The 21,572-nt window shown below is 51.4% G+C and carries 20 protein-coding genes and 2 tRNA genes; 17 read left to right on the forward strand and 5 right to left on the reverse strand.

Features of this window, described 5'->3' with window-relative positions:
• The first annotated feature begins 29 nt into the window (after nt 1-29).
• Genes OH31_RS03985 through OH31_RS04000 form a run of 4 tightly spaced genes read left to right on the forward strand, consistent with a single transcriptional unit; the run spans nt 30 to nt 3,570 of the window.
• Nucleotides 30-875: a neutral zinc metallopeptidase gene (locus OH31_RS03985; protein ID WP_024929717.1), complete on the forward strand. Its 846-nt coding sequence runs from the start codon at nt 30-32 to the stop codon at nt 873-875.
• 16 nt (nt 876-891) lie between these two features.
• Nucleotides 892-1,497, forward strand: a complete 606-nt coding sequence (locus tag OH31_RS03990; protein ID WP_024929718.1) for an NUDIX domain-containing protein — start codon at nt 892-894, stop codon at nt 1,495-1,497.
• Nucleotides 1,498-1,504: 7 nt separating this feature from the next.
• On the forward strand, nt 1,505-2,335 hold the full coding sequence (locus OH31_RS03995; RefSeq protein WP_024929719.1) for a hypothetical protein: 831 nt from the start codon (nt 1,505-1,507) through the stop codon (nt 2,333-2,335).
• Between the two features lie 5 nt (nt 2,336-2,340).
• Nucleotides 2,341-3,570 (forward strand): lytic murein transglycosylase, encoded by a 1,230-nt coding sequence (locus tag OH31_RS04000; RefSeq protein WP_242402193.1) that lies wholly within the window; start codon nt 2,341-2,343, stop codon nt 3,568-3,570.
• Nucleotides 3,571-3,591: 21 nt separating this feature from the next.
• Here the strand turns inward: OH31_RS04000 and OH31_RS04005 are convergent, their stop codons facing one another.
• Nucleotides 3,592-4,260 (reverse strand): 2OG-Fe(II) oxygenase, encoded by a 669-nt coding sequence (locus OH31_RS04005; protein WP_242402194.1) that lies wholly within the window; start codon nt 4,258-4,260, stop codon nt 3,592-3,594.
• 95 nt (nt 4,261-4,355) lie between these two features.
• Here OH31_RS04005 and OH31_RS04010 point away from each other — a divergent pair.
• Nucleotides 4,356-4,432 (forward strand) — tRNA-Val (locus OH31_RS04010).
• A gap of 82 nt (nt 4,433-4,514) precedes the next feature.
• Here the strand turns inward: OH31_RS04010 and OH31_RS04015 are convergent.
• The gene (locus OH31_RS04015; protein WP_024929722.1) at nt 4,515-5,138 is read right to left on the reverse strand and encodes an EF-hand domain-containing protein; all 624 of its coding nucleotides are present in this window, start codon (nt 5,136-5,138) and stop codon (nt 4,515-4,517) included.
• Between the two features lie 262 nt (nt 5,139-5,400).
• Between OH31_RS04015 and thrS the strand changes: the two genes are divergently transcribed.
• The 9 genes from thrS to OH31_RS04060 all read left to right on the forward strand — a co-directional run bounded on the left by thrS (nt 5,401) and on the right by OH31_RS04060 (nt 13,095).
• Entirely contained in the window at nt 5,401-7,323 is a 1,923-nt protein-coding gene (gene thrS, locus OH31_RS04020) for a threonine--tRNA ligase (protein WP_024929723.1), read from the forward strand.
• A 43-nt stretch (nt 7,324-7,366) separates the two neighbouring features.
• A complete protein-coding gene (gene infC, locus OH31_RS04025; protein ID WP_198289779.1) occupies nt 7,367-7,933 on the forward strand; it encodes a translation initiation factor IF-3 in 567 nt (188 codons plus the stop codon).
• 87 nt (nt 7,934-8,020) lie between these two features.
• Entirely contained in the window at nt 8,021-8,218 is a 198-nt protein-coding gene (rpmI, locus tag OH31_RS04030; protein WP_019881750.1) for a 50S ribosomal protein L35, read from the forward strand.
• Between the two features lie 10 nt (nt 8,219-8,228).
• Nucleotides 8,229-8,588: a 50S ribosomal protein L20 gene (gene rplT, locus OH31_RS04035; protein WP_019881751.1), complete on the forward strand. Its 360-nt coding sequence runs from the start codon at nt 8,229-8,231 to the stop codon at nt 8,586-8,588.
• Nucleotides 8,589-8,663: 75 nt separating this feature from the next.
• Entirely contained in the window at nt 8,664-9,665 is a 1,002-nt protein-coding gene (gene pheS, locus OH31_RS04040; protein ID WP_024929724.1) for a phenylalanine--tRNA ligase subunit alpha, read from the forward strand.
• A 50-nt stretch (nt 9,666-9,715) separates the two neighbouring features.
• The gene (pheT, locus tag OH31_RS04045) at nt 9,716-12,064 is read left to right on the forward strand and encodes a phenylalanine--tRNA ligase subunit beta (protein ID WP_024929725.1); all 2,349 of its coding nucleotides are present in this window, start codon (nt 9,716-9,718) and stop codon (nt 12,062-12,064) included.
• Between the two features lie 90 nt (nt 12,065-12,154).
• Nucleotides 12,155-12,469, forward strand: a complete 315-nt coding sequence (locus tag OH31_RS04050) for an integration host factor subunit alpha (RefSeq protein WP_018985782.1) — start codon at nt 12,155-12,157, stop codon at nt 12,467-12,469.
• Between the two features lie 14 nt (nt 12,470-12,483).
• The gene (locus OH31_RS04055; protein WP_024929726.1) at nt 12,484-12,912 is read left to right on the forward strand and encodes a MerR family transcriptional regulator; all 429 of its coding nucleotides are present in this window, start codon (nt 12,484-12,486) and stop codon (nt 12,910-12,912) included.
• Nucleotides 12,913-13,018: 106 nt separating this feature from the next.
• Nucleotides 13,019-13,095: transfer RNA gene (locus tag OH31_RS04060), tRNA-Pro, on the forward strand.
• Nucleotides 13,096-13,251: 156 nt separating this feature from the next.
• Here OH31_RS04060 and OH31_RS04065 read toward each other — a convergent pair.
• Nucleotides 13,252-15,354: a bifunctional diguanylate cyclase/phosphodiesterase gene (locus OH31_RS04065; protein ID WP_024929727.1), complete on the reverse strand. Its 2,103-nt coding sequence runs from the start codon at nt 15,352-15,354 to the stop codon at nt 13,252-13,254.
• A 203-nt stretch (nt 15,355-15,557) separates the two neighbouring features.
• Between OH31_RS04065 and OH31_RS04070 the strand changes: the two genes are divergently transcribed.
• The 3 genes from OH31_RS04070 (at nt 15,558) to rluB (ending at nt 19,451) form a co-directional block, all read left to right on the forward strand.
• The gene (locus tag OH31_RS04070; protein ID WP_024929728.1) at nt 15,558-16,532 is read left to right on the forward strand and encodes a hypothetical protein; all 975 of its coding nucleotides are present in this window, start codon (nt 15,558-15,560) and stop codon (nt 16,530-16,532) included.
• Nucleotides 16,533-16,566: 34 nt separating this feature from the next.
• Entirely contained in the window at nt 16,567-18,252 is a 1,686-nt protein-coding gene (recJ, locus tag OH31_RS04075; protein WP_024929729.1) for a single-stranded-DNA-specific exonuclease RecJ, read from the forward strand.
• Nucleotides 18,253-18,350: 98 nt separating this feature from the next.
• Nucleotides 18,351-19,451 (forward strand): 23S rRNA pseudouridine(2605) synthase RluB, encoded by a 1,101-nt coding sequence (rluB, locus tag OH31_RS04080; RefSeq protein ID WP_024929730.1) that lies wholly within the window; start codon nt 18,351-18,353, stop codon nt 19,449-19,451.
• Between the two features lie 70 nt (nt 19,452-19,521).
• Here rluB and prmB read toward each other — a convergent pair whose 3' ends face one another.
• Together prmB and dapE are read right to left on the reverse strand one after the other, a co-directional pair.
• A complete protein-coding gene (prmB, locus tag OH31_RS04085; RefSeq protein WP_024929731.1) occupies nt 19,522-20,424 on the reverse strand; it encodes a 50S ribosomal protein L3 N(5)-glutamine methyltransferase in 903 nt (300 codons plus the stop codon).
• A 1-nt stretch (nt 20,425) separates the two neighbouring features.
• The gene (gene dapE / locus OH31_RS04090; RefSeq protein WP_024929732.1) at nt 20,426-21,568 is read right to left on the reverse strand and encodes a succinyl-diaminopimelate desuccinylase; all 1,143 of its coding nucleotides are present in this window, start codon (nt 21,566-21,568) and stop codon (nt 20,426-20,428) included.
• Nucleotides 21,569-21,572 lie beyond the last annotated feature (4 nt).

A 21,572-nucleotide genomic window follows, 5' to 3' on the forward strand; every position in this document is an offset into this window, starting at 1 on the left:
TTTTCAATAGTAATGGTCGGGGGATTCTTGTGCGCCTGGATGATTTAGAAGAAAGCCAGCATGTCGAAGACAGTCGTGGCCGTGGAATGGTCGGTGGCCGCAGTATCGGCATCGGCACCATTGCGATTGCGCTGGTGGCCATGTATTTTGGCGTGGACCCCAGCCTGGTGTTGAATATTGCGCAGCAAGCGCAACCGGCAGCCGAGTCACAAGCGGTGCCTGCGGATAGCAATGACCCCAAGGTCAAGTTTGTCTCCCGCGTGCTTTGGAGTACCGAGCAGGTGTGGCAAAGCACGTTTTCAGCGGCCGGCCAGCAATACACTGCACCCAATCTGGAAATTTTTAGCGGTGCGACACAAACAGCTTGCGGACAAGGGCAGGCGGCGATGGGGCCGTTTTATTGCCCGGCAGACCAGAAGGTGTATATTGATTTGAGTTTTTACCAGGAGCTGCAAGAGCGCTTTAAAGCACCAGGAGATTTTGCCCAGGCCTATGTGATTGCGCATGAGGTCGGGCATCATGTGCAAAATTTGCTGGGCACTTCGGAAAAGGTACAGCAAGCCAGGCAACAGGCACGTTCTGAGGCTGCCTCCAATGCCTATTCTGTGCGGCTGGAATTGCAGGCGGACTGTTACGCAGGCGTCTGGGCGCATCATGCTGACCAGCAGTTCCGTATTCTGGAAACCGGTGATATTGAAGAGGCCTTGCGCGCCGCCACGGCCATTGGCGATGATGCACTGCAAAAACAGGCGCAGGGCTATGTGGTGCCTGACAGTTTCACGCATGGCAGTTCTGAGCAGCGTGTCCATTGGTTTAAGCAAGGGTTGCAATCTGGCAAGGTGAATGATTGCAACACATTTAAAGATGCAGTTTAAGCGGTAGAAGTGAGTGATGGCAGAAGAAAAAGGATTCAATCAGGATCAGCATTTAATCGAAACCCATTTGATTGAGACTACGGTGTCCAGCGAAATTATGGCGCAGGGTAAAATGCTGACCGTGCGTTATGACCAAGCACGTTTACCTAACGGCGTGATTAGTGGTCGTGAGTATGTAATACATCCTGGCGCGGTAGTTGTGGTCGCATTGACGCACACAGGCGACGTAGTGCTGGAACGACAGTTTCGCTATCCACTCAAGCAGGTATTTATTGAGTTGCCAGCAGGCAAAATTGACCCCGACGAGCCGGTATTGAGCACCGGCCAGCGCGAATTGCTGGAAGAAACTGGCTACACTGCACAAACCTGGGTCAAATTGGGTGTACAACATCCTTGTATCGGCTATTCCAATGAAGTGATTCATATCTATCTGGCCACCGGCTTGTTACTCGGTGAGCACGCCAGGGATATTGATGAGGCGATGGATGTGTTTGTCTGGCCGTTTGAGCGTGTGATGCAGGCGATAGAAGCCGGCGAGATCACCGATAGCAAAACCATGTCGGCCATGTTGCTGGCCGAGCGCTATTTGCGTAAACACCCGCTTCCAGAGATGAAGAGTTAGGGTGAGCATGCGCATATTGCAAATTGGTTGTGGTGGTTTGGGAACCTTGATCGCAGAGGCAAGCCTGGCCCAGGGGCATGCACTGACCATCGTCAGGCGCTCCCAGCTGCCGGTCCCTGCCGGGGCGCAGGCGATATACCTGGATGTGATTGCCGAAGAAAGCTTGTCCGTATTATCTACTTTGCAGCCGGAAATCCTGCTGTATTGCCTGGCGCCTGTAGAAGGGCAAAGCTATCAGCAAACTTATGTGCAAGGTCTGCGTCAGGTGCTGGCAAGCGTGGCAGTGACTGCATTGAAACACGTCTTCTTTATTTCCAGCACCGGCATTTATGGCGAGGATCAAGGGGAGTGGATTGATGACGAGACGCTAGCCCTGCCTGCAGATGAAGGTGGGCGCGTCATGCTGGAAGCCGAGCAGCTAATGGCACAGTTGCCGTGTGGTCATACAGCGCTGCGGGTATCGGGAATTTATGGTCCGCAGCGACTTTACTTGTTACGTTTACTGCAAAACAGCGTGCGCTGGCCCACGCAGGTGCATTGGACAAATCGTATGCATGAGCTGGATGTGGCCGCGGCGGTGGTGCATTTGTATCAGCAAGTCATGGATGGTGTGGTGTTACCAGAACACTGTATTTTGACTGACGGTGTCCCCGCCATGCAGCATGAGGTGTTGCAGTGGCTGGCCGCGCAGCAGCAAGTGCCAGCACCGTCAACGCCGCCATTGCAGCCGCAGTCTGGTAAACGCATCCGTAACCGTTTCTTGCAACACACAGGATTCAAGCCACAATTTGCCGATTATCAGGCAGGCTATGCATCCATTTTATCCAGCCTGAATTAGTGTCTATGAAGAACGTAAAAACAACCGGGAAGTGGCAAGCTGTATGGAGCGGGTTATTGGTGGCGGGGCTCGCTATCACCAGCGATTTGAGCAGTGCTGAGGATGATGATGGCTTTAAGTTGTGGGTGACAGCCATGCGCCAGGAGGCGCTGGCGTTACATGTGGCGCCAGCAGCGGTGGATGCGACACTCAGTCAGGTGACTTTCTTGCCACGTTTGATTGAGCTGGACCGCAAGCAGCCAGAGTTTGTCACCAGTTTTTCAGCCTATGTAAACCGCCGCATTAACCCACGGGTGGTGGCTAAAGGCAAGCAGATGGCGCAGGACTACCAAGGTGTGCTTTATGTGGTCGAAGAGTTGTATCAAGTGCCGCGCGAGGTGCTGGTGGCTTTTTGGGGGCTGGAAACCAATTTTGGTGGTTTTATGGGCGATATCCCGCTGGCTTCTGCCTTGGCCACACTTTCCTATGAAGGGCGACGGGCCGAGTTTTTTAAACGTGAATTATTGAACCTGATGCGCGTGGTCGAGCGCGAGCAGCGTTATGACAGCCCTGTGGTGGGCTCCTGGGCAGGCGCAACCGGGCATATGCAGTTTATGCCATCTACCTTGCTCAAGTATGGTGTGGATGCAGATGCTGACGGCAAAATAGATATCTGGAATTCTTATCCTGACGTGTTCAGTTCGGCGGCCAACTATCTGTCACAAGCAGGTTGGCAGCCAGGCAAGCCGATTAGCATTCAGGTGGCCTTGCCTGCCGGATTTGACTACAGCCAGGCGCAATGGCAGCTGAATAAGTCGGTCAGTGATTGGGTGAAAGCGGGGGTTGCTGGTGTGCCTGATAGCGCGCTGGGCTTGCCGCAGGCCGCTATTTTGTTGCCACAAGGCTATGATGGTCCGGCGTATATGGTGTTCCCGAATTTTGATGTGATCATGCAGTGGAACCGCTCCATTAATTATGCGCTCAGTGTCAGTTTACTGAGCCAGCAATTGCGTCAGGACACCTACACGCTGATGATGCCGCCGGAACCCCCTGCACTCAGTTACCAGCAGATGTGGTCTTTGCAGGAGGCACTGAATGCCAGAGGCTTTGATTGCGGGTCGCCAGATGGCTTTCCGGGGGCAAAAACGCAAGCGGCCATCCGGCGCTACCAGGCTAGTAAAGGGTTGCCGCAAGATGGTTATGCCGGGGCAGATATGTTTAGCCGTTTGACGGCGCAAGTGCAGTCGGCCCAGTAACTGCGTATTTAGATTTAAATACTAGCGGGTTTTAAACCAGCCGGTGACGCTGACGCGTGGCAAGGTGGCGGGTAACACTTCATGCCAGAACCTGGCGGATAGAAACAACACTAGCCTGCCCGCTGTCGGCAATATATCAATGTGTCTGGCATCTTGCCCGGGTGTTTGTGTGTGCTCGTCCAGATACAATCGCAACGCGCCGCCAGCTTCTTCTGGCCAGTCATCATTTAAATAAATAATCGAGGTCAGCGTTCTTGCGCCAGGCGCTGCCTGCGCGCGGTGTTGGCGAAACTGGTCTATATGCGTGACATAACCGGAGGAGCCTGCCGGGTAAATGGCAAAGTGCGTTTCAAAACTGTCCAGCCCCATCATCAATTGCCGGTTGACGGCTTGTTGCACTTCAGTCAGGCGTGCCAGGTAGTCTTGGATGGCTGGATGCGGATCGCCGGGTTCCAGCCAGGCAATCTGGTCGCCGCGCAACTTGGGGTTGCTAACCGCTGACTGGCTGGTGCCGGCCTGGTGCATCTGCCCTTGCTGTTGTTGATCAAGTGCGATGGTACGCAGTGCTTCAACCAGATCCGCCGGTAAAAACTGATCAATCACGCAATACTGCTGTTCGGACAGTGTGTCGATGATAACGTCTACTATGCGATCGGAGAGTAAAGGCGGTAAGGCTGCAGTGCTTGTCATGCGCATATTATAAGCGCGATACCATTGCCTAACCGATGGCTTTCGGATAGAATGCGCAACCTTATTGATTCGCAGCAACTGCTGCGCAATACAATAGTCGCGTAGCTCAGCTGGTTAGAGCACCACCTTGACATGGTGGGGGTCGATGGTTCGAGTCCATTCGCGACTACCAAATAAAACATGGAAAAATTTAAAAAAGCCACCAGAATCTCTGGTGGCTTTTTGTTTTTCTCATCTGTTAGGCTGGTGTGGACTTAAGCGGAGGTGGTCAAATAGCTGCTGGATGTGTCCTGATCCAGCCCGTAGGTTTTAATCAACTTGGCCACTTGCTCCAGGGTATTGCTTTGTTGTGTGCTGGTGCTGGATGGATTGCTGCTATCGCTGTTCTGGCTTTGTTGATACTCCATCGCTTCTTGCTGGGTTACCTTGCCATCGCCATTCGTATCAGCGGCCTCAAAATTACTGGCGACATTGTTCAGCAACTCTGACAGTTTGCTGTCGTCAGTAGAGGAAGCCATTTCTTGCATCTGGTCCTGTGTGAGGCCGCTATCTTCCTCGTCTCCGCCGCGAGGCGGCGGTGGGCCACCTGCGCCGCCCGGTGGGGGTGGCCCACCTGGAGCGCCGCCAGCCTGGTTGCTGGCGCTCTGCAACTGGCTGAACAGGTTTTCGATTCCTTTTGTCAGCTCGCTTTTGCTGATTTTACTGTCGCCGTCCGTATCTATGCTGCTGACGAGATCGCTGACCTCATCGTCAGAAGATTCGCTCAGTGCTTTGCTTAAAGAGGTGGCATCAATCGTGCCCTGGTTAGAGGTATCTAGTTTGCTAAAGATGTTGTTGGTGATTTGACTACTCACACTGCTTAAACTGATGCTGGTCATAGTGGTTCTCCCTTGGTGTTTCGCCTTTACATTGGTTTCGGCAGGCGCGTCTGCCTGTCAACTGTTTTAACGACTGGGTATGCCGCGCCTGAATGCAGGTTTTGTATCGGCGTGTATCGCTTTGTATCAATGCCTTAAATGTGGCTGCACTCGGTTTCTGATTGCGGAATTTTCGTGCGCTGTGAGATAATCGAGGTTTGACCAAAAACAGGTGCCATGTGCTTGTTTTGTTTGGTTGTTTAATGTTTAAAGAGAGGGAGTCATGCCTGTAATCCGCTTGCCTGATGGGTCATCCAGAAGTTTTGAACAGCCGGTGACCGTGGCCGATGTCGCGATGAATATTGGCGCTGGTCTGGCGAAAGCCGCACTGGCGGGTAAGGTCACGTACACAGGTCAGGAAGCTAAACTGGTCGATACCAGTCATCTGATTGAGCAGGATGTAGACCTCGCCATCATTACCGATAAGAACGATGAAGGCCTGGAAGTGATTCGTCACTCGACCGCCCACTTGCTGGCTTATGCGGTGAAAGAGCTGTTCCCGGATGCGCAGGTGACCATCGGTCCGGTCATCGATAATGGCTTTTACTATGACTTTAGCTACAAGCGCCCGTTTACGCCGGACGATCTGGCAGCCATTGAAAAGAAAATGGCTGAGCTGGCGAAGAAAGACGAAAAAGTCGAGCGCAAGGTATTGCCACGTGATGAAGCTGTGGCTTACTTCAAAAGCATTAACGAGCATTATAAGGCCGAGATCATTGCCAACATTCCAAGCAATGAGGACGTGTCTTTGTATTCTGAAGGCAACTTCACTGACTTGTGCCGTGGCCCGCACGTGCCGAATACCGGCAAGCTCAAGGCGTTTAAATTAATGAAGCTGGCCGGTGCCTACTGGCGCGGTGACAGCAATAACGAAATGCTGCAACGCGTCTATGGCACCGCCTGGCGCAACAAGGATGAGCTGGAAGCTTATCTGCATATGCTGGAAGAGGCTGAAAAGCGCGACCACCGCAAACTGGGCAAACAGCTCGATTTCTACCATATGCAGGATGATGCACCAGGGATGGTGTTCTGGCATCCGCGTGGCTGGGTGATCTGGCAAGAGGTCGAGCAGTACATGCGCGCCAAATTTAAAGAGTACGATTACCAGGAAGTGCGTACGCCAACGGTGCTGGACAAAACCCTGTGGGAAAAATCCGGCCACTGGCAAAACTACCGCGACAATATGTTTGTCACGCAGTCGGAAAGCCGCGATTATGCGGTGAAACCGATGAACTGCCCTGGCCATATCCAGATTTTCAACAGCAGTTTGCACAGCTACCGTGATTTACCATTACGTCTGGCAGAGTTCGGTTCCTGTCATCGTAATGAGCCATCTGGCTCCTTGCATGGCTTGATGCGCGTACGCGGCTTTACCCAGGATGATGCGCATATTTTCTGTATGGAGTCACAAGTCGAGGCTGAAGTAGCAGACTTTATCAAGATGCTGTATGAAGTCTACAAAGACTTTGGTTTTGATGATGTGATCGTCAAATTGTCTACCCGCCCGGAAAAGCGCGTGGGCACAGAAGAAGCCTGGGATATGGCAGAAACTGCCTTGGCTAACGCGATTAAAGCCAATGGTCTTGAGTTTGAATATCAGCCAGGTGAGGGCGCATTTTACGGCCCGAAAATTGAGTTTACCCTCAAAGACTCTCTGGGCCGCATGTGGCAATGCGGTACTATCCAGCTTGATCCTAACCTCCCTGAGCGCCTGGGCGCGGAGTATGTGGCTGAAGACAATACGCGTCAGCGGCCGATTATGCTGCACCGCGCCATTGTGGGCTCTATGGAGCGCTTTTTAGGTATTTTGATCGAAAACTTTGCCGGTGCGATGCCGGTCTGGTTGTCGCCAGTGCAAGTCATGGTGCTTAATATTTCAGATAACCAGGCTGATTATGTACGCCAAGTGGTTGAAAAATTGAAGAAAAATGGCATTCGATGCGATTTTGACTTGAGAAATGAGAAGATTACCTATAAAATACGCGAACACAGCTTGCAAAAGTTGCCATACCTCATTGTGGTCGGCGACAAGGAAATGCAAAATGGTCATGTGGCCGTACGTACCAGAAAAGGTGAAGATCTGGGTGTGATGTCTGTAGAGGCGTTTGTAGCGCTCCTGCAAAAAGACATCCAAAACCGGGTCTAATTTCGGGTATTCGTGCGGCTTTGTTTATTGTTAGGGGATTGTTATAGCTCAAGATAAAGATACACGCATCAATGGCGACATCACTGCGCCACAAGTGCGTTTGGTTGGTGTGGATGGCGAACCGTTAGGTGTGATGAGTCTCAAAGAGGCTTTTGCCAAAGCGGAAGAAGCTGATATTGATATTGTTGAAATTGCACCAAATGCCGCACCACCAGTGTGCCGTTTGATGGATTACGGCAAATTCAAATACGCTGAGAGCAAGCGTATGCACGAGCAAAAACTGAAACAAAAACAGGTGCAGATTAAAGAGGTCAAGTTTAGACCTGGCACTGATGACGGCGATTACAATATTAAATTACGCAATATCATCCGCTTTTTGGGTGATGGCGATAAAGCAAAAATTACCTTGCGTTTCCGTGGTCGCGAAATTACGCATCAGGAATTCGGCCTGGCGTTATTGAAACGCTTGGAAGCTGATCTGACAGAGCACGCATTGGTGGAGCAGTATCCTAAAATGGAAGGCCGCCAGATGGTGATGGTGTTGGCGCCAGCGAAGAAAGCTGTGCCTGTGGCCAAAAAAGCTGAAAAAGCAGCACCAAGCGAAGAATAAGGTTTTAAGTAGTACAACAGTTTTTTGGAGTAATACGGCTAAATTGGCTGCCCAGTTACTCTCTATTCAACCTCTAAGGAGAAAAAAATGCCAAAGATGAAAACAAAGAGCAGCGCCAAAAAGCGCTTCAAGTTCTTGGGTAACGGTAAAGTGAAGCGTACACACTCTCACTTGCGCCATATTCTGACCAAGAAAACCACCAAGCAAAAGCGTAAGCTGCGCGGTACTTCCATTATTTCTGCGACTGACGTGAAACGCGTCCGCGCAATGATGCCAACACAATAAGGAGACCGACATGCCTAGAGTAAAACGTGGTGTCGTCGCACGCGCAAGACATAAAAAAGTTTTAAATGCTGCTAAAGGTTACCGTGGTCGTCGTAAGAACGTCTACCGTGTTGCCAAACAGGCGGTAATGAAAGCCGGTCAATACGCATACCGTGACCGTCGTCAGAAAAAACGTCAATTCCGCGCATTGTGGATTGCCCGTATCAACGCGGCAGCCCGTGAAGCTGGTTTGACATACAGCCGTTTCATGAACGGTCTGAAAAAATCTGCGGTTGAAGTTGACCGTAAAGTACTGGCTGATCTGGCCGTGTTCGATAAAGCTGCTTTTGCTAAATTCGTAGAATTGGCTAAAACAGGTTTAAGCGCCTAATCAGACCTACCAAAAAAAGAGGCTGCGGCCTCTTTTTTTATTTTAATGTGACTCAAAACTTAAAGAATACGCACGATGGCTGATCTCAATCACTTAATCGCAGAAGCCGCACAAGACTTTGCGGCTTGTCATGATGTTCCTGCACTGGAAAACGCCAAGGCCAAATACCTGGGAAAATCTGGCGCGCTGACCGAAGCCTTGAAAGGGCTGGGTAAATTGACTGCTGAAGAGCGTCCAGCAGCTGGTGCAGCGATTAATGTGGTTAAACAAGCCGTTGAGCAAGCCTTGAATGACCGCCGTGACAGTATCCTGGCCGCTGCACAGGCCAAACAGCTGGCGAGCGAGACTATAGATGTGACTTTGCCTGCGCGCGCGCAATCGACCGGTGGTTTGCATCCGGTGACATTGACCTTACGTCGTGTAGAAGAATTGTTTCACTCGATTGGTTTCAGTGTGGCTGATGGCCCTGAAATTGAAACCGATTTTTATAATTTCACGGCGCTGAATATTCCGGATAACCATCCGGCACGTGCCATGCATGATACTTTTTACATTGATAGCGGTAATGACAGCATGGAGCACGTCTTGCGTACGCATACGTCGCCGGTGCAAGTGCATTACATGGAAAACAATACGCCACCGCTGAAAATTATTGCACCTGGCCGTGTTTACCGCGTCGACTCTGATGCGACGCATTCACCGATGTTCCACCAGGTGGAAGGATTGTGGGTGGATGAACAAATCAGCTTTGCCAACCTCAAGGGCGTGGTGCAGGATTTTCTGCAAAAATTCTTTGAACGCGATGATTTAACTGTGCGTTTCCGCCCATCTTTCTTCCCGTTTACCGAGCCTTCAGCCGAAATGGATATGAGCTGGAATGGCGGCTGGCTGGAAATTGGTGGTTGCGGCATGGTGCACCCTGAGGTGCTCAAACACGTGAATATCGATAGCGAAAAATACCGAGGCTTTGCCTTTGGCCTGGGCGTAGAGCGCTTGGCCATGTTGCGCTACGGCGTCAATGATTTGCGCCATTTCTTTAATAACGATTTGCGCTTTTTACAGCAGTTTATTAAATAATCCAGCCTCCACGCACTTTACACACCGAATTAATACAGGGTTAGACACATATGCAGTTCTCCGAACAATGGTTACGTTCCATGGTGAATCCATCACTGGATACCGCGCAACTTGGTCACGCATTGACCATGGCTGGTCTGGAAGTTGAAGAGTTAACCCCGGTCGCCCCTGCGTTTAGTCATGTGGTGGTGGCGGAGATTCTGGAGGCTGCCAAACACCCGGATGCAGACCGCTTGCAAGTGTGCAAAGTGAAAGTCGGCGAAGAGATTCTGCAGATTGTCTGTGGCGCAGCGAATGCACGCGCAGGCCTGAAAGCGCCTTGTGCGTTGGTGGGCGCCGAGCTGCCAGGGATTCAGATCAAACAAGCCAAAGTGCGTGGCGTAGAGTCTTTCGGCATGATGTGCTCTGCCAAAGAGCTGGGTATTGCGACAGAAGCCAATGGTATTTTGGAGCTGCCAGCCGATGCGCCTGTTGGCCAGGATATCCGTGAATATCTGGCATTGAATGACAGTACATATACGCTGAAACTGACGCCTAACCGCGCTGATTGTTTAAGCATTTTGGGCATTGCCCGCGATGTGGTTGCCATGACTGGCGCACCAATAACCGTGCCTGTGATTGACGCGGCAGCTGTCAGCAGCCATCTTGCCAAAACTGTTACGTTGAATGCAGCAGACGCTTGCCCGGCTTATTATGGCCGCGTGATTGACGGTGTGAATGCCCAAGCCAAGACGCCCGATTGGATGGTGCGCCGTTTGGAGCGCAGCGGCATCCGCAGTATCAGTGCCTTGGTGGATATTACCAATTATGTATTACTTGAACTCGGCCAGCCTATGCATGCGTTTGACCATGCGCTGTTGCAGGGCGAGGTCGAAGTCCGTTTTGCCAAGGCTGGTGAAAAGCTGGCCTTGCTAAATGACACAGAAGTGACTTTGAAGGCAGATGATCTGGTGATTGCCGATGGCAATGGCCCGGTCGCGCTGGCAGGCGTCATGGGCGGCAAAGCAAGCTCGGTGACTGATGCCACACAAGCAATTTTCCTCGAAAGCGCTTTCTTTACGCCTGATGTCATGGCGGGCAAAGCACGCCGTTTGGGTTTAAGCACAGATTCGTCTTACCGTTTTGAGCGCGGTGTAGATTTTGGTAATACCTTAAATGCGCTGGAGCGTGCGACAGCATTGGTGCTGGAGATTTGTGGTGGTCAGGCTGGTGCCGTGACTGCGGTCACCGCACAATTGCCAGCACGCAAGCAGGTGACTTTACGCCATGCTTATTTGTTATCCGTGCTGGGCATCGATGTGAGCCTGGTGCAAGTAGGCCAATTGTTAACGCAATTAGGCTTTGCCTACACTGAGGCTAATGGCGTATTTCAGGTGAGCGCACCTAGCTTCCGTTTTGATATTGCGCGTGAAGAAGACTTGATTGAAGAGGTCGCCCGCCTGCATGGTTACGAGCATATTCCTGCACTGACTCCGGTTGCTCCGCAAGGCATGCTGGTGGCACCAGAAGCGACACGCAGCAAACACTGGCTGCGCGACGTGATGGTGAATCAAGGTTATCAAGAAGTGGTGACTTATAGCTTTGTCGATGCCAACTGGGAGAGTGATTTATACGGTAATGCCCAGCCCATCGCGCTTAAAAATCCGATTGCCAGCAACCTGAGCGTCATGCGCTCCGGCTTGTGGGGTGGTTTGTTGGATGCGCTGGATTACAACCTCAAACGCCAGCAAACACGTGCCATGTTGTTTGAGCTCGGTGCACGTTATGAAAAGGGCACGCAAGGGTTTGCCGAAACGCTGACTTTATCCGGCCTGGTCTATGGCAGCCAGCAACCAGAGCAGTGGGCGGCCGAAGCCAGAACGTTTGATTTTTATGATGCCAAAGCCCATGTCGAGGCATTGTTTGCACAGCCTGTGCGCTTTGTGGTTGAACAGCATCCTGCTCTGCACCCGGGCCAGTCTGCCCGTATTTACCTGGGCGATAAAGCAGTGGGCTGGCTGGGTAAATTGCATCCGCAATGGCAGCAGCAATATGGATTAACCAGTGCCTGTTACCTGTTTGAGTTGGATGCCGATGCTGCATTGGCAACCCAGGTGCCTGCCTATAGTGAGGTCAGCAAGTTCCTGCCGGTTCGTCGAGATTTAGCGATGGTCGTTGAGCAATCTGTATCAGCTCAAGCGATGATTGATGCGGTGATGAATGAGAACATTTCTCAGCTAAAACAGGTGAAATTGTTCGACGTTTATCATGGTAAAGGTGTGCCCGAAAACAAAAAAAGCCTTGCATTTCTTGTACTTATGCAAGATACTTGCAAGACAATGGTCGATGAGGAAGTGGATACCATCGTGGCAAAAATCCTCAACAACTGGTCATCCAAATTTGCTGCGTCACTAAGATAATATCATTGGGATCATCATTAGATAGTACCAAGGATAACAGTTGATACAACACAAGCATCTCGCATAATAAGAAGGTTCAGGGGATCGTTAATGACACTCACAAAAGCTGACTTGGCCGATTTGTTGTTTGAACAAGTCGGGCTGAACAAGCGTGAAGCCAAAGACATGGTGGAAGCGTTTTTTGAAGAAGTTCGCAATGCGCTGGAGCAAGGCGATAGCGTTAAGCTGTCTGGTTTTGGTAACTTCGAGTTGCGTACCAAATCCGAGCGTCCTGGCCGTAACCCGAAAACTGGTGAAGAAATTCCAATTTCTGCACGTCGCGTGGTGACTTTTCACGCCAGTCAAAAATTAAAATTACGCGTAGAAGAACACTACGCAGAACAACCATTACAAGCACAAGCCTGATCTGACTCCAAAACATGGTAGAAACGCAAAAAGTCACCTTGCCGCCTATCCCTGCCAAACGCTATTTCACTATCGGTGAAGTCAGCGAGTTGTGTGGGGTCAAGCCGCATGTCTTGCGTTACTGGGAGCAGGAGTTTACCCAGCTCAAACCGGTTAAACGCCGCGGTAACCGTCGTTACTACCAGCATCATGAGGTATTGCTGATCCGTAAAATCCGTGAACTACTCTACGAGCAAGGTTTCACCATCAGCGGTGCACGCAATCGACTGGATGGCGTAGATGAAAAAATGGACAAATCTCGGTCTGTCGCTGAGGTCTCCAGTGCAGCAACCACGAATACTTCGTCATTGATTGCCGAGGATACCAAACTGCCGGTGGTCGATGTTGCCGCTCTCAGGGATCAAATTCAACAAGTACTTCAACTGTTAAAAGCCCCAGCCTGAACTGGCTCGCGCGCTGATAAAACCGCATATTCTGCTTAGCGAATATGCGGTTTTGTTTTATAATGCAGCCTTCTTTTTCGAGCAGGTTCCTGTTCGAGTCCAACGTCGGGGCGTAGCGCAGCCTGGTAGCGCACTTGCATGGGGTGCAAGGGGTCGTGTGTTCGAATCACACCGTTCCGACCAATCAAACATTTCTTTGTTATACGTATCCGCAGAAAAATCTGTTTCAGGGCGCTCTGGTACTCTTGGCCCGCATCTACATTGATCTTGAATTACTAAATAAAACTGACGTCAGCCTATGACCAGCAACATCACGGTCACTGGTCGCTACAATTCTGCTTAAATAGTCATATCTGGTGCGATTGCGGCAGCGATTTGTTGTTGAGTGCTGATGGTGCCAATATGGCGTGCCAATGCTTCGCTGAGGGGCATCGGGCGGTTTAAATAGAAACCCTGGGCATAAGCGACGCCCATGTCTTTCAGGCAGTCCAGCGTGGCTTCGTCTTCGACGTATTCGGCAATGGTCTGGATTTCCATCGATTGCGCCACACTTTGGATGGCTTTGGCCATGGCAAGATCGACCTGGTTGCTGGTGATGTCTTTGACGTAAGCGCCATCCATTTTAAGAAAGTCGACTGGCAGGTGTTTCAAGTAGCTGAATGACGACATGCCGCTTCCGAAATCATCCAGCATAAAACGTGTGCCCATCTTTTGCAGTTCTTTAATCAGCTTGATCGTATTGTCGATGTTGATGATGGCTGAGGTTTCAGTGACTTCAAAGCAGACATGGCCAGGCGATATATCGTAAGTTTCGAAACAACTCTGGATGTAAGGCAGCAGTTGAGCGTCACCTAAGGACATGCCGGACAGGTTGATGCTGACAATGAAAGGGTTGACGCTGGATTGCATTTTAAACAGCGGTTGTAGCGCCATAAAAGCATGCTGGATGACCCAGCGGTCAATCTTGGTCATCAGGTGGTAGCGCTCTGCCGATGGCAGGAATTCAGCCGGAGGGATGATACCGCCATGTTCGTCGCGTTTACGGATCAAAATCTCATAAAAAGGCGGCAATTCTTTTTGTTGCAGCGGGAAAATGCCCTGGCAGTAAAGCACAAAATCATTGTGCTCAATGGCTTCATTAATGCGCAATACCCATTCCATTTCAACGTGGCGTTTGAGTAAAACGTCGTCTTCAGGATGGAACAGGTGGATCTGGTTGCGGCCATTATCTTTAGCTACGTAGCAGGCTGCGTCGGCATGGCGGGTGATTTCACCCACATCTTTTAAAGCGGTGGTGATTTCGACAATGCCGATACTGATGCCGGTTTGGAACAAGCGGCCTTCATGCATAAAGCGGAAAGTTTCAACCATTTGCCGCAGTTGTGCCGCAATTTCGATGGCTTTTTCGACCTGGCAGTAACTGAGTAACAGGCCGAATTCGTCGCCGCCCAGGCGTGCAAACGTGTCTTCTGCACGTATGCGCTGGCTGAGAATCATGCTGATCTGGCGCAGCATTTCATCCCCGGCCAAGTGGCCGCAAGTGTCATTGATGACGCGGAACTGGTCAAGATCCATGTAACAGAATACATGATTGGCGCGGTGTTGTTTGACGTCCTGCAACGCTTGTTGCAGCCGTCTTTCCAGCTCCTGCCGATTGACCAGGCCGGTTAAGGCATCGTGGCGCGCCTGGTAGCGCAGCTGCGCTTGCGCGTCTTGAATGCGGTGACGCATATCGGCTTCGACATGCTGCATATCTCTTGATATTTGATTAATCGTACTTTGCAGCGACTGGATTTCCGGCAGAGTATTTTTGCCCTGGCTGACTTGTTGGCTACCGATGACAAAGCGTTTGAGAGCCGAGGTCATGTCTCGAATCGGCTGGCTGATTGAGCGGCTCACCCAGCTGACGAGGATGGAGCATAATATAAGTGCCAAGGTGATGTAGCCGACATTTTTGATAAACGCCTGGCGGTGATCTTCAATCAGCGAGCCTTTGTCGATGGCGACAAACACATATCCCAGCAAGCGGTGTGTGGATTCGGTTGAAAATACTTTCACCATGGTGATGTCATGCGTGTTTTGTTGCATGACGATGGTGTCTTGTTGCGGCAAGGTTTCGCTAATGTTGAAAGAGGTACCAAGATTGGCGATGGCGTGATTATCCGCATCGGAAATAATCAGGGATAAATAGGGTTCCCGGTTAAGTTGGCTGGCTTTGAGCAACCGGCCGATATAGTCTTTGCTATGCAATTCAGTTTGATTATGTATCACCGCAGACAGAAATTTTGCGGTGGTCAGGGCATGCTGGCTCAGCTTGTCTTCTTCCCGTTGCAGTTGTTCCTTGAAATCAAACAACAATAAAATACAGGATAACGCGAATACCGGTCCGATGACGAATAACAGTAATCTGGACTGGATACTTAAGTTTTGGAAGAAAGGCATGGATTCCAGGGAGTCTGTTTAAATTGAATCAGCAGGCATATACACAGGCTGGCAGCATTGCCATAGATTTCGATTCATGACATCCCCCCAGATTTCGTGTATAAGTCGCAATGATTATAGCAGTAACAATTTTCTTGGCTTGTAGCTTAAATGCGTCAAATTGTTAAGTTTTTTTATCATCAACCTAGTGTATTTGTTTTCGCATGATACAGCAAATTTATATCACAGATTACCTGTCTGATGCCGCTGCCCAGCCGGTTGAGATGATTCAATCCGTGATTGCGCAATGCCCGATGTTGCTAAAAGCACAATGGAAAGTCAGCCCGCTGCCGCCACTGCGCGCATTGTTCGATGTACTCGCCGTGCGTGAAGATGGTCCGTCTGATATGCCTGTGTCGGCCGTGCTGTCTGCCCGGCAGGTGTGGCCAGCTCGCCCGGCATTTTGCTTGCTGCCAGTGCATTTAGGGATGCGGCGGGATACATTTAGTTTGCAGGCGGTGGTGCCTTTGGCAGAAGCCGTCTACGCCGCATTGACTGAGCGTTTGCAAACACACTTTGCTGATGATTTTGTGGTGCAGCAGGATAGCAGTCGCAGATTCTGGCGGGTGCAGCCTGTGCGCGACATGCAGGCACAGTGCAAATGGCCGCAGGATTGTTTGTATCAGCAGGCTTTTCAATGGCAACCACAAGGGCCGGATGCGGCGGTGATCAGGCAATGGACCAATGAAATACAAATGCTGCTGCATCAGGCAGCGCATTCTGCTGAGGCTGCTGACTGGCCAACTGAATTAAACAGTTTATGGTTTGCCAGCGTCGGCGATATCCCAGCCTGGCAACATGAGTGGGATGCGGTTGCGGGGCAGGGTGACGTATTCGATGGGCTGCAAGCCAGCACATTGCCGGCCATTCGGCCATTATCCATGGCCGGGATGCTGGCTGATGAACACATGCAGCAAGCGCTATGGGTTGCAGACACATGGCAAACGTGTGATTGGCCCGCTTTATCAAACGCCTTACAAGCTGGTCGTATTTCAGCATTGAAACTGGTGTTGCCGTTTGCCGAGCGCAGCGTTGAAGTGCATTATAAAAAACAATTACGCTGGCAGTTTTGGCGAAAATCACCTGACCTCGAAACCTTATTGCAACAACTTGAAGCAACGCTGATGAGAAGCCACTAGCGGATAGTTGTTAATGACCCATGATGAACACAAGATGAAAATTCAGCAACGCGCTTATTCCGACACCACCTTTGCAGCCCTGCAAACGCAAGGTTTGTCCCCCTTGTTAGCCAGGCTCCTGGCCGCAAGGTCGGTCACTGCTGAGGATTGGTCTTTGCAGGAAATGCCGCATTTGCTCAAGCCGGACGCCTTGACGGGCGCGGCAGACATGGCGAAACAATTGGCAGATGCCATTGCGCAGAAAAAACGTATTTTGATCATTGGCGATTATGATGCCGATGGTGCCACAGCCACCAGTGTCGCCATGCGTGGGTTGCGGATGATGGGGGCCGAGGTCGACTTTCTGGTGCCTAACCGCTTTGAATATGGATATGGCCTCACGCCTGAAATTGTTGCCTTGGCGGTTAAACAGCAGCCAGATGTGATTCTCACGGTGGATAACGGCATTGCCAGCATCGATGGCGTGGCTGCGGCGAAAGCACTTGGTTTGCAGGTGCTGATTACCGATCACCATTTGCCCGCCGAGCAAACGCCAGCCGCAGATTGTATCGTTAACCCTAACCAGCGCGGCTGTGATTTCCCGAGTAAACACCTGGCCGGGGTAGGGGTGATGTTTTATGTGCTGATTGCTTTGCGCGCTGAGCTCAAGCAACGTGGTCAATTAAGCGATGATGGCGTCCATCTGGGCAGTCTGCTCGACCTGGTGGCCTTAGGCACGGTGGCCGATCTGGTGAAACTGGATGCCAATAACCGCATTCTGGTCAGGCAAGGGCTCAAACGTATCCGGCAAGGCCAGGCTAGCCCCGGCATCCTTTCCATTTTAAAATTGGCCGGGCGTGATGCTTCGCAAGTGAATGCACAGGATCTGGGTTTTTATGTCGGGCCACGCCTCAATGCCGCAGGCAGGCTGGATGACATGACCATCGGCATTCGTTGTCTGCTGGCAGAAACACCGCAGGAGGCGATGCAATATGCGCAGCAATTGCACGTGTTGAATGCCGAGCGCAAGCAGATTGAAGCCGAGATGCAATGGGATGCGATGGCAGATTTGACGCAGGATTTTCGTGGTGATCAATATACGATTAGCGTGTTCCAGCCGGATTGGCATCAGGGGGTTATCGGCATTCTTGCTTCGCGCATTAAAGAGCGGTTCCATCGGCCGGTGATTGCGTTTGCTGATGCGGGTGATGGCTTGATCAAGGGTTCTGGCCGCTCCATCGCTGGTCTGCATTTGCGTGATGCACTGGATCTGGTCACCAAGCAGCAGCCTGACCTGATTATCAAGTTTGGTGGTCATGCGATGGCTGCAGGCCTCAGCATACGTGCCGATGATTTTGCCCGGTTTCAGCAAACATTTGAGCATGTGGTGCAAAGCCTGATCGATGCTGAAATTTTGCAGGAAGTGCTGGAAACAGACGGTGCATTGGCTGCGCAAGAGATGACCATGCAAACCGCAGAAGCGATCGCGGATCAAGTGTGGGGCCAGGGTTTTCCGCAACCCGTGTTCTACGACACTTTTCAGGTGCTGCAGCAAAAGGTGCTGGGCGAGAAACACTTGAAATTACGCCTGCAAAAACAGCATCAGCAGTTCGATGCGATTTATTTTCAGCATGCCGAGTTTTTGCCCGAGCAGGTAGAGATTGCCTATGCCTTGCAGGTGAACGAGTTTAATGGTGCGCGCAATTTGCAGTTGCAAGTCGTACACGCCGTGACCGCTTAAAGTGGTCGCTGGTGCGGCCTCTGGCTGCTAATTGCATTTAGCCTTAGAGTGAATGCCCTAAATACGGTAAAATACAGCCTTCATTCAAGAGGTTAAGCATGGCTCGCCCATTTAAATCCCCTAAAGCCACTTCTGCGACACGTCCCCCTAAAGCGCCATCAGCCGCCCCGGTAGAGACGGTTGGCGATGAGGTGCCATCTGCATCGCGTTCCGGCCAACGTTTACACAAGTTACTGGCACTGGCGGGCTTTGGCTCACGCCGCGATATGGAAACACTGATTGAAAGTGGCCGTATCACGATTAATGGCCAGGTGGCGCAAGTCGGTGCGGTGGTGGATGAGCATGACATCGTCCGTCTGGATAGCCGCATTCTGCATTTACCGTTTGAGGCTGAACTGCCGCAGGTATTGCTTTACCACAAGCCGGAAGGCGAACTGGTGAGCCAGGATGACCCCGAAGGCCGTGCAACCGTATTCGATAAATTGCCGCGCATCAAACAGGGCAAGTGGATTGCCATTGGCCGCCTGGATATGAACACCAGTGGTTTGCTGATATTTACCAACTCTGGCGAGCTGGCAAACCGTTTCATGCACCCACGCTACGAAGTGGAGCGGGAGTATGCAGTGCGTATTCTGGGCGAACTTAACCAGGATCAGATGGCTCAACTGACACAAGGCATTGAGCTTGAAGATGGCCCAGCCAACTTTGAGAGTATTTATGCCAGTGGTGGCGAAGGCGCCAATAAGTGGTATCAGGTGGTGATTAAAGAAGGCCGTAACCGCGAGGTGCGTCGTTTATTCGAGGCCTATCACTTGCCGGTCAGCCGCTTGATGCGTGTACGTTTTGGCCCGGTGGCACTGCCGCCACGCCTCAAACGTGGCACCATGCTTAAACTGGAGCAAAAACAGGTAGTCGCTTTGCTGGAATGGGCAGGGTTACCTGTGCCACGTAAACCGCTCAAGCAATTGAGTCCACACGAAAAAGACCGTGCTACACGCGTGTTTGTGCCCAAAGTGCGTAAACAGCGCCGCAGCTTGCTGGAAACCGCGAATGCACCTGCCACGCCTGAGCAGCGCCCGGCACGCGCGCCTACGGCTAACCGCCGCATTCGTCAGGAGTCAGATCTGCTACAGGCATCACGCCAGAATGCGCGCCTGAATACGGGCGCGAAGAAACGCAGTGATCGCGGACGTGGTTAGGCGGTTTCGAGCTATAAAAAAAGCACTTCTTTTGAAGTGCTTTTTTTGTGGTTAACAGAGGCAACTCTGTTTATTCGCTGTGCAAACCTGCTTCGACCAGGTCCTCTTTCGTCAGCATAAACACAAACTGGTCACCTGCACTGGTATCCAGCCAGGTGAATGGCAAGTCCGGATAAGCGTCGTGCAAAGCGTCCCGATTGTGACCAATCTCTACCACGAGTACGCCGCCATCATTCAAATATTCAGCTGCTTGCGTTAGCAAGGTGTGCGTGTGATCCAGCCCGGCAATGCCGCTGCCCAGTGCCAGCTGCGGCTCCTGACGATATTCGGCAGGTAATTCTGCCATGCTGGGCGCGTCAACATAAGGTGGGTTACTGATGATGACATCATATTTACGGCCTTTGAGCGCGGTAAACATATCGGATTGCACTGCTTGCACCTGATGCTCGAGTCCATAGCGCTTGATATTGATATTGCTGACATCTATCGCATCTGGCGAAATATCTACCACATCAATATGCGCGTTAGGGAAGGTCTCTGCCAGCAATACACCCAGGCAGCCGGAGCCCGTGCAAATGTCAGCTGCCGATTCCACCATTTCCGGAAACTCTACCCAAGGTTGCAGGCCATCTTCCAGCAATTCTGCAATAAATGAGCGTGGCACAATCACGCGCTCGTCGACGTAGAATTTATAGCCGCGCAACCAGGCTTCATTCACCAGGTAGGCCGTTGGCGTATGCTCGGTGACGCGTTTTTCGATCAAGCTTGCCAAGTGCTGGCTCTCTTCTGTGGTTAAACGCGCATCGAGAAAATTATCCAGCGTATCATGCGGCAAATGCAGCGCACTCATGACCAGCCAGACAGCTTCATCGTAGCTGTTGTCGGTGCCATGGCCATAAAAAATATCAGAGTTTTCAAAACGGCTGACGGCATAACGCAGCCAGTCGCGGATAGTGTGTAAATTGCTTGTCATATTATTTTAGTAGTAACAGTTCCATGGTGCGCTTGTAGGTTTCTTTCAGTGGTTCAATATCTGCCACCGCCACGCATTCGTTCAGCTTATGAATGGTTGCGTTGAGCGGACCGAATTCGATCACTTCTTTGCAAATATCGGCAATAAAGCGGCCATCAGAGGTGCCGCCTGTGGTGGATAGTTCAGGTGTGACGCCATAGCTTTGTGTAATGGCCTGGCTGATGGCTGCTACCAGCTGGCCGCGTGGTGTGATGTAGGATTGGTTGTGCTCCCATTCCAGCGCGTAATCAAAGCCGTGGCTATCCAAAATGGCATGCACACGCGAACGCAGGCTTTGTTCAGAACTGCCATGGCCATCGACCTCGGGGCAATAGCGGAAGTTAAACAGGATTTCGACCTCGCCTGGCACGACATTCGTTGCACCGGTGCCGCCATTCATATTGGAGATTTGCCATGAGGTGGGCGGGAAGTATTCGTTACCGTTGTCCCACACGGTTTCCACCATGTCTTTGATTGCTGGCGCGGCCAAATGAATCGGGTTTTTGACCAGGTGCGGATAGGCAATATGGCCCTGGATACCTTTGACTGTAAGTTTGCCAGACAATGAGCCACGGCGGCCATTCTTAATCATGTCACCGACCACTTTGTTGCTGGTCGGCTCGCCGACGATGCAGTAGTCAAAGCTTTCACCACGCGCTTGCAGCGCTTCAACGACCTTCACCGTACCTTCAATGGCAATGCCTTCTTCATCTGACGTAATCAGCAGGCCAATCGAGCCTGGGTGGTCTGGGTGTGCTGCTACAAACTCTTCAATGCTGGTAATAAAGGCTGCCAGAGATGTTTTCATATCAGCTGCACCACGGGCATACAGCATGCCGTCTTTAATGGTTGGTTCGAACGGTGGCGTGTGCCATTGATCCAGCGGGCCGGTTGGTACGACGTCGGTATGACCGGCGAATACGATCAATGGGCCAGTAGTGCCACGGCGCGCATAAAAGTTATCTACCTGGCCAAAACGCATACGCTCAATCTTGAATCCCAGCGGTTCCAGACGGGCAATCATGGTTTCCTGGCAGTCCGCATCTTCCGGCGTCAGCGAACGGCGTTTCAGGAGGTCAATGGCAAGGTCCAGTGTTTTTGACATAGGC

It is taken from the genome of Methylophilus sp. OH31 (assembly GCF_000576615.1).
In the GTDB taxonomy this organism is placed as follows: domain Bacteria; phylum Pseudomonadota; class Gammaproteobacteria; order Burkholderiales; family Methylophilaceae; genus Methylophilus.

Bases quoted from the DNA above. Each gene is read 5' to 3' on its own strand.
- OH31_RS03990 (WP_024929718.1), top strand. From the start codon at position 892: ATGGCAGAAGAAAAAGGATTCAATCAGGATCAGCATTTAATCGAAACC.
- OH31_RS03995 (WP_024929719.1), top strand. From the start codon at position 1,505: ATGCGCATATTGCAAATTGGTTGTGGTGGTTTGGGAACCTTGATCGCA.
- OH31_RS04000 (WP_242402193.1), top strand. From the start codon at position 2,341: ATGAAGAACGTAAAAACAACCGGGAAGTGGCAAGCTGTATGGAGCGGG.
- OH31_RS04005 (WP_242402194.1), bottom strand. From the start codon at position 4,260: ATGACAAGCACTGCAGCCTTACCGCCTTTACTCTCCGATCGCATAGTA.
- OH31_RS04015 (WP_024929722.1), bottom strand. From the start codon at position 5,138: ATGACCAGCATCAGTTTAAGCAGTGTGAGTAGTCAAATCACCAACAAC.
- thrS (WP_024929723.1), top strand. From the start codon at position 5,401: ATGCCTGTAATCCGCTTGCCTGATGGGTCATCCAGAAGTTTTGAACAG.
- rpmI (WP_019881750.1), top strand. From the start codon at position 8,021: ATGCCAAAGATGAAAACAAAGAGCAGCGCCAAAAAGCGCTTCAAGTTC.
- rplT (WP_019881751.1), top strand. From the start codon at position 8,229: ATGCCTAGAGTAAAACGTGGTGTCGTCGCACGCGCAAGACATAAAAAA.
- pheS (WP_024929724.1), top strand. From the start codon at position 8,664: ATGGCTGATCTCAATCACTTAATCGCAGAAGCCGCACAAGACTTTGCG.
- pheT (WP_024929725.1), top strand. From the start codon at position 9,716: ATGCAGTTCTCCGAACAATGGTTACGTTCCATGGTGAATCCATCACTG.
- OH31_RS04050 (WP_018985782.1), top strand. From the start codon at position 12,155: ATGACACTCACAAAAGCTGACTTGGCCGATTTGTTGTTTGAACAAGTC.
- OH31_RS04055 (WP_024929726.1), top strand. From the start codon at position 12,484: ATGGTAGAAACGCAAAAAGTCACCTTGCCGCCTATCCCTGCCAAACGC.
- OH31_RS04065 (WP_024929727.1), bottom strand. From the start codon at position 15,354: ATGCCTTTCTTCCAAAACTTAAGTATCCAGTCCAGATTACTGTTATTC.
- OH31_RS04070 (WP_024929728.1), top strand. From the start codon at position 15,558: ATGATACAGCAAATTTATATCACAGATTACCTGTCTGATGCCGCTGCC.
- recJ (WP_024929729.1), top strand. From the start codon at position 16,567: ATGAAAATTCAGCAACGCGCTTATTCCGACACCACCTTTGCAGCCCTG.
- rluB (WP_024929730.1), top strand. From the start codon at position 18,351: ATGGCTCGCCCATTTAAATCCCCTAAAGCCACTTCTGCGACACGTCCC.
- prmB (WP_024929731.1), bottom strand. From the start codon at position 20,424: ATGACAAGCAATTTACACACTATCCGCGACTGGCTGCGTTATGCCGTC.
- dapE (WP_024929732.1), bottom strand. From the start codon at position 21,568: ATGTCAAAAACACTGGACCTTGCCATTGACCTCCTGAAACGCCGTTCG.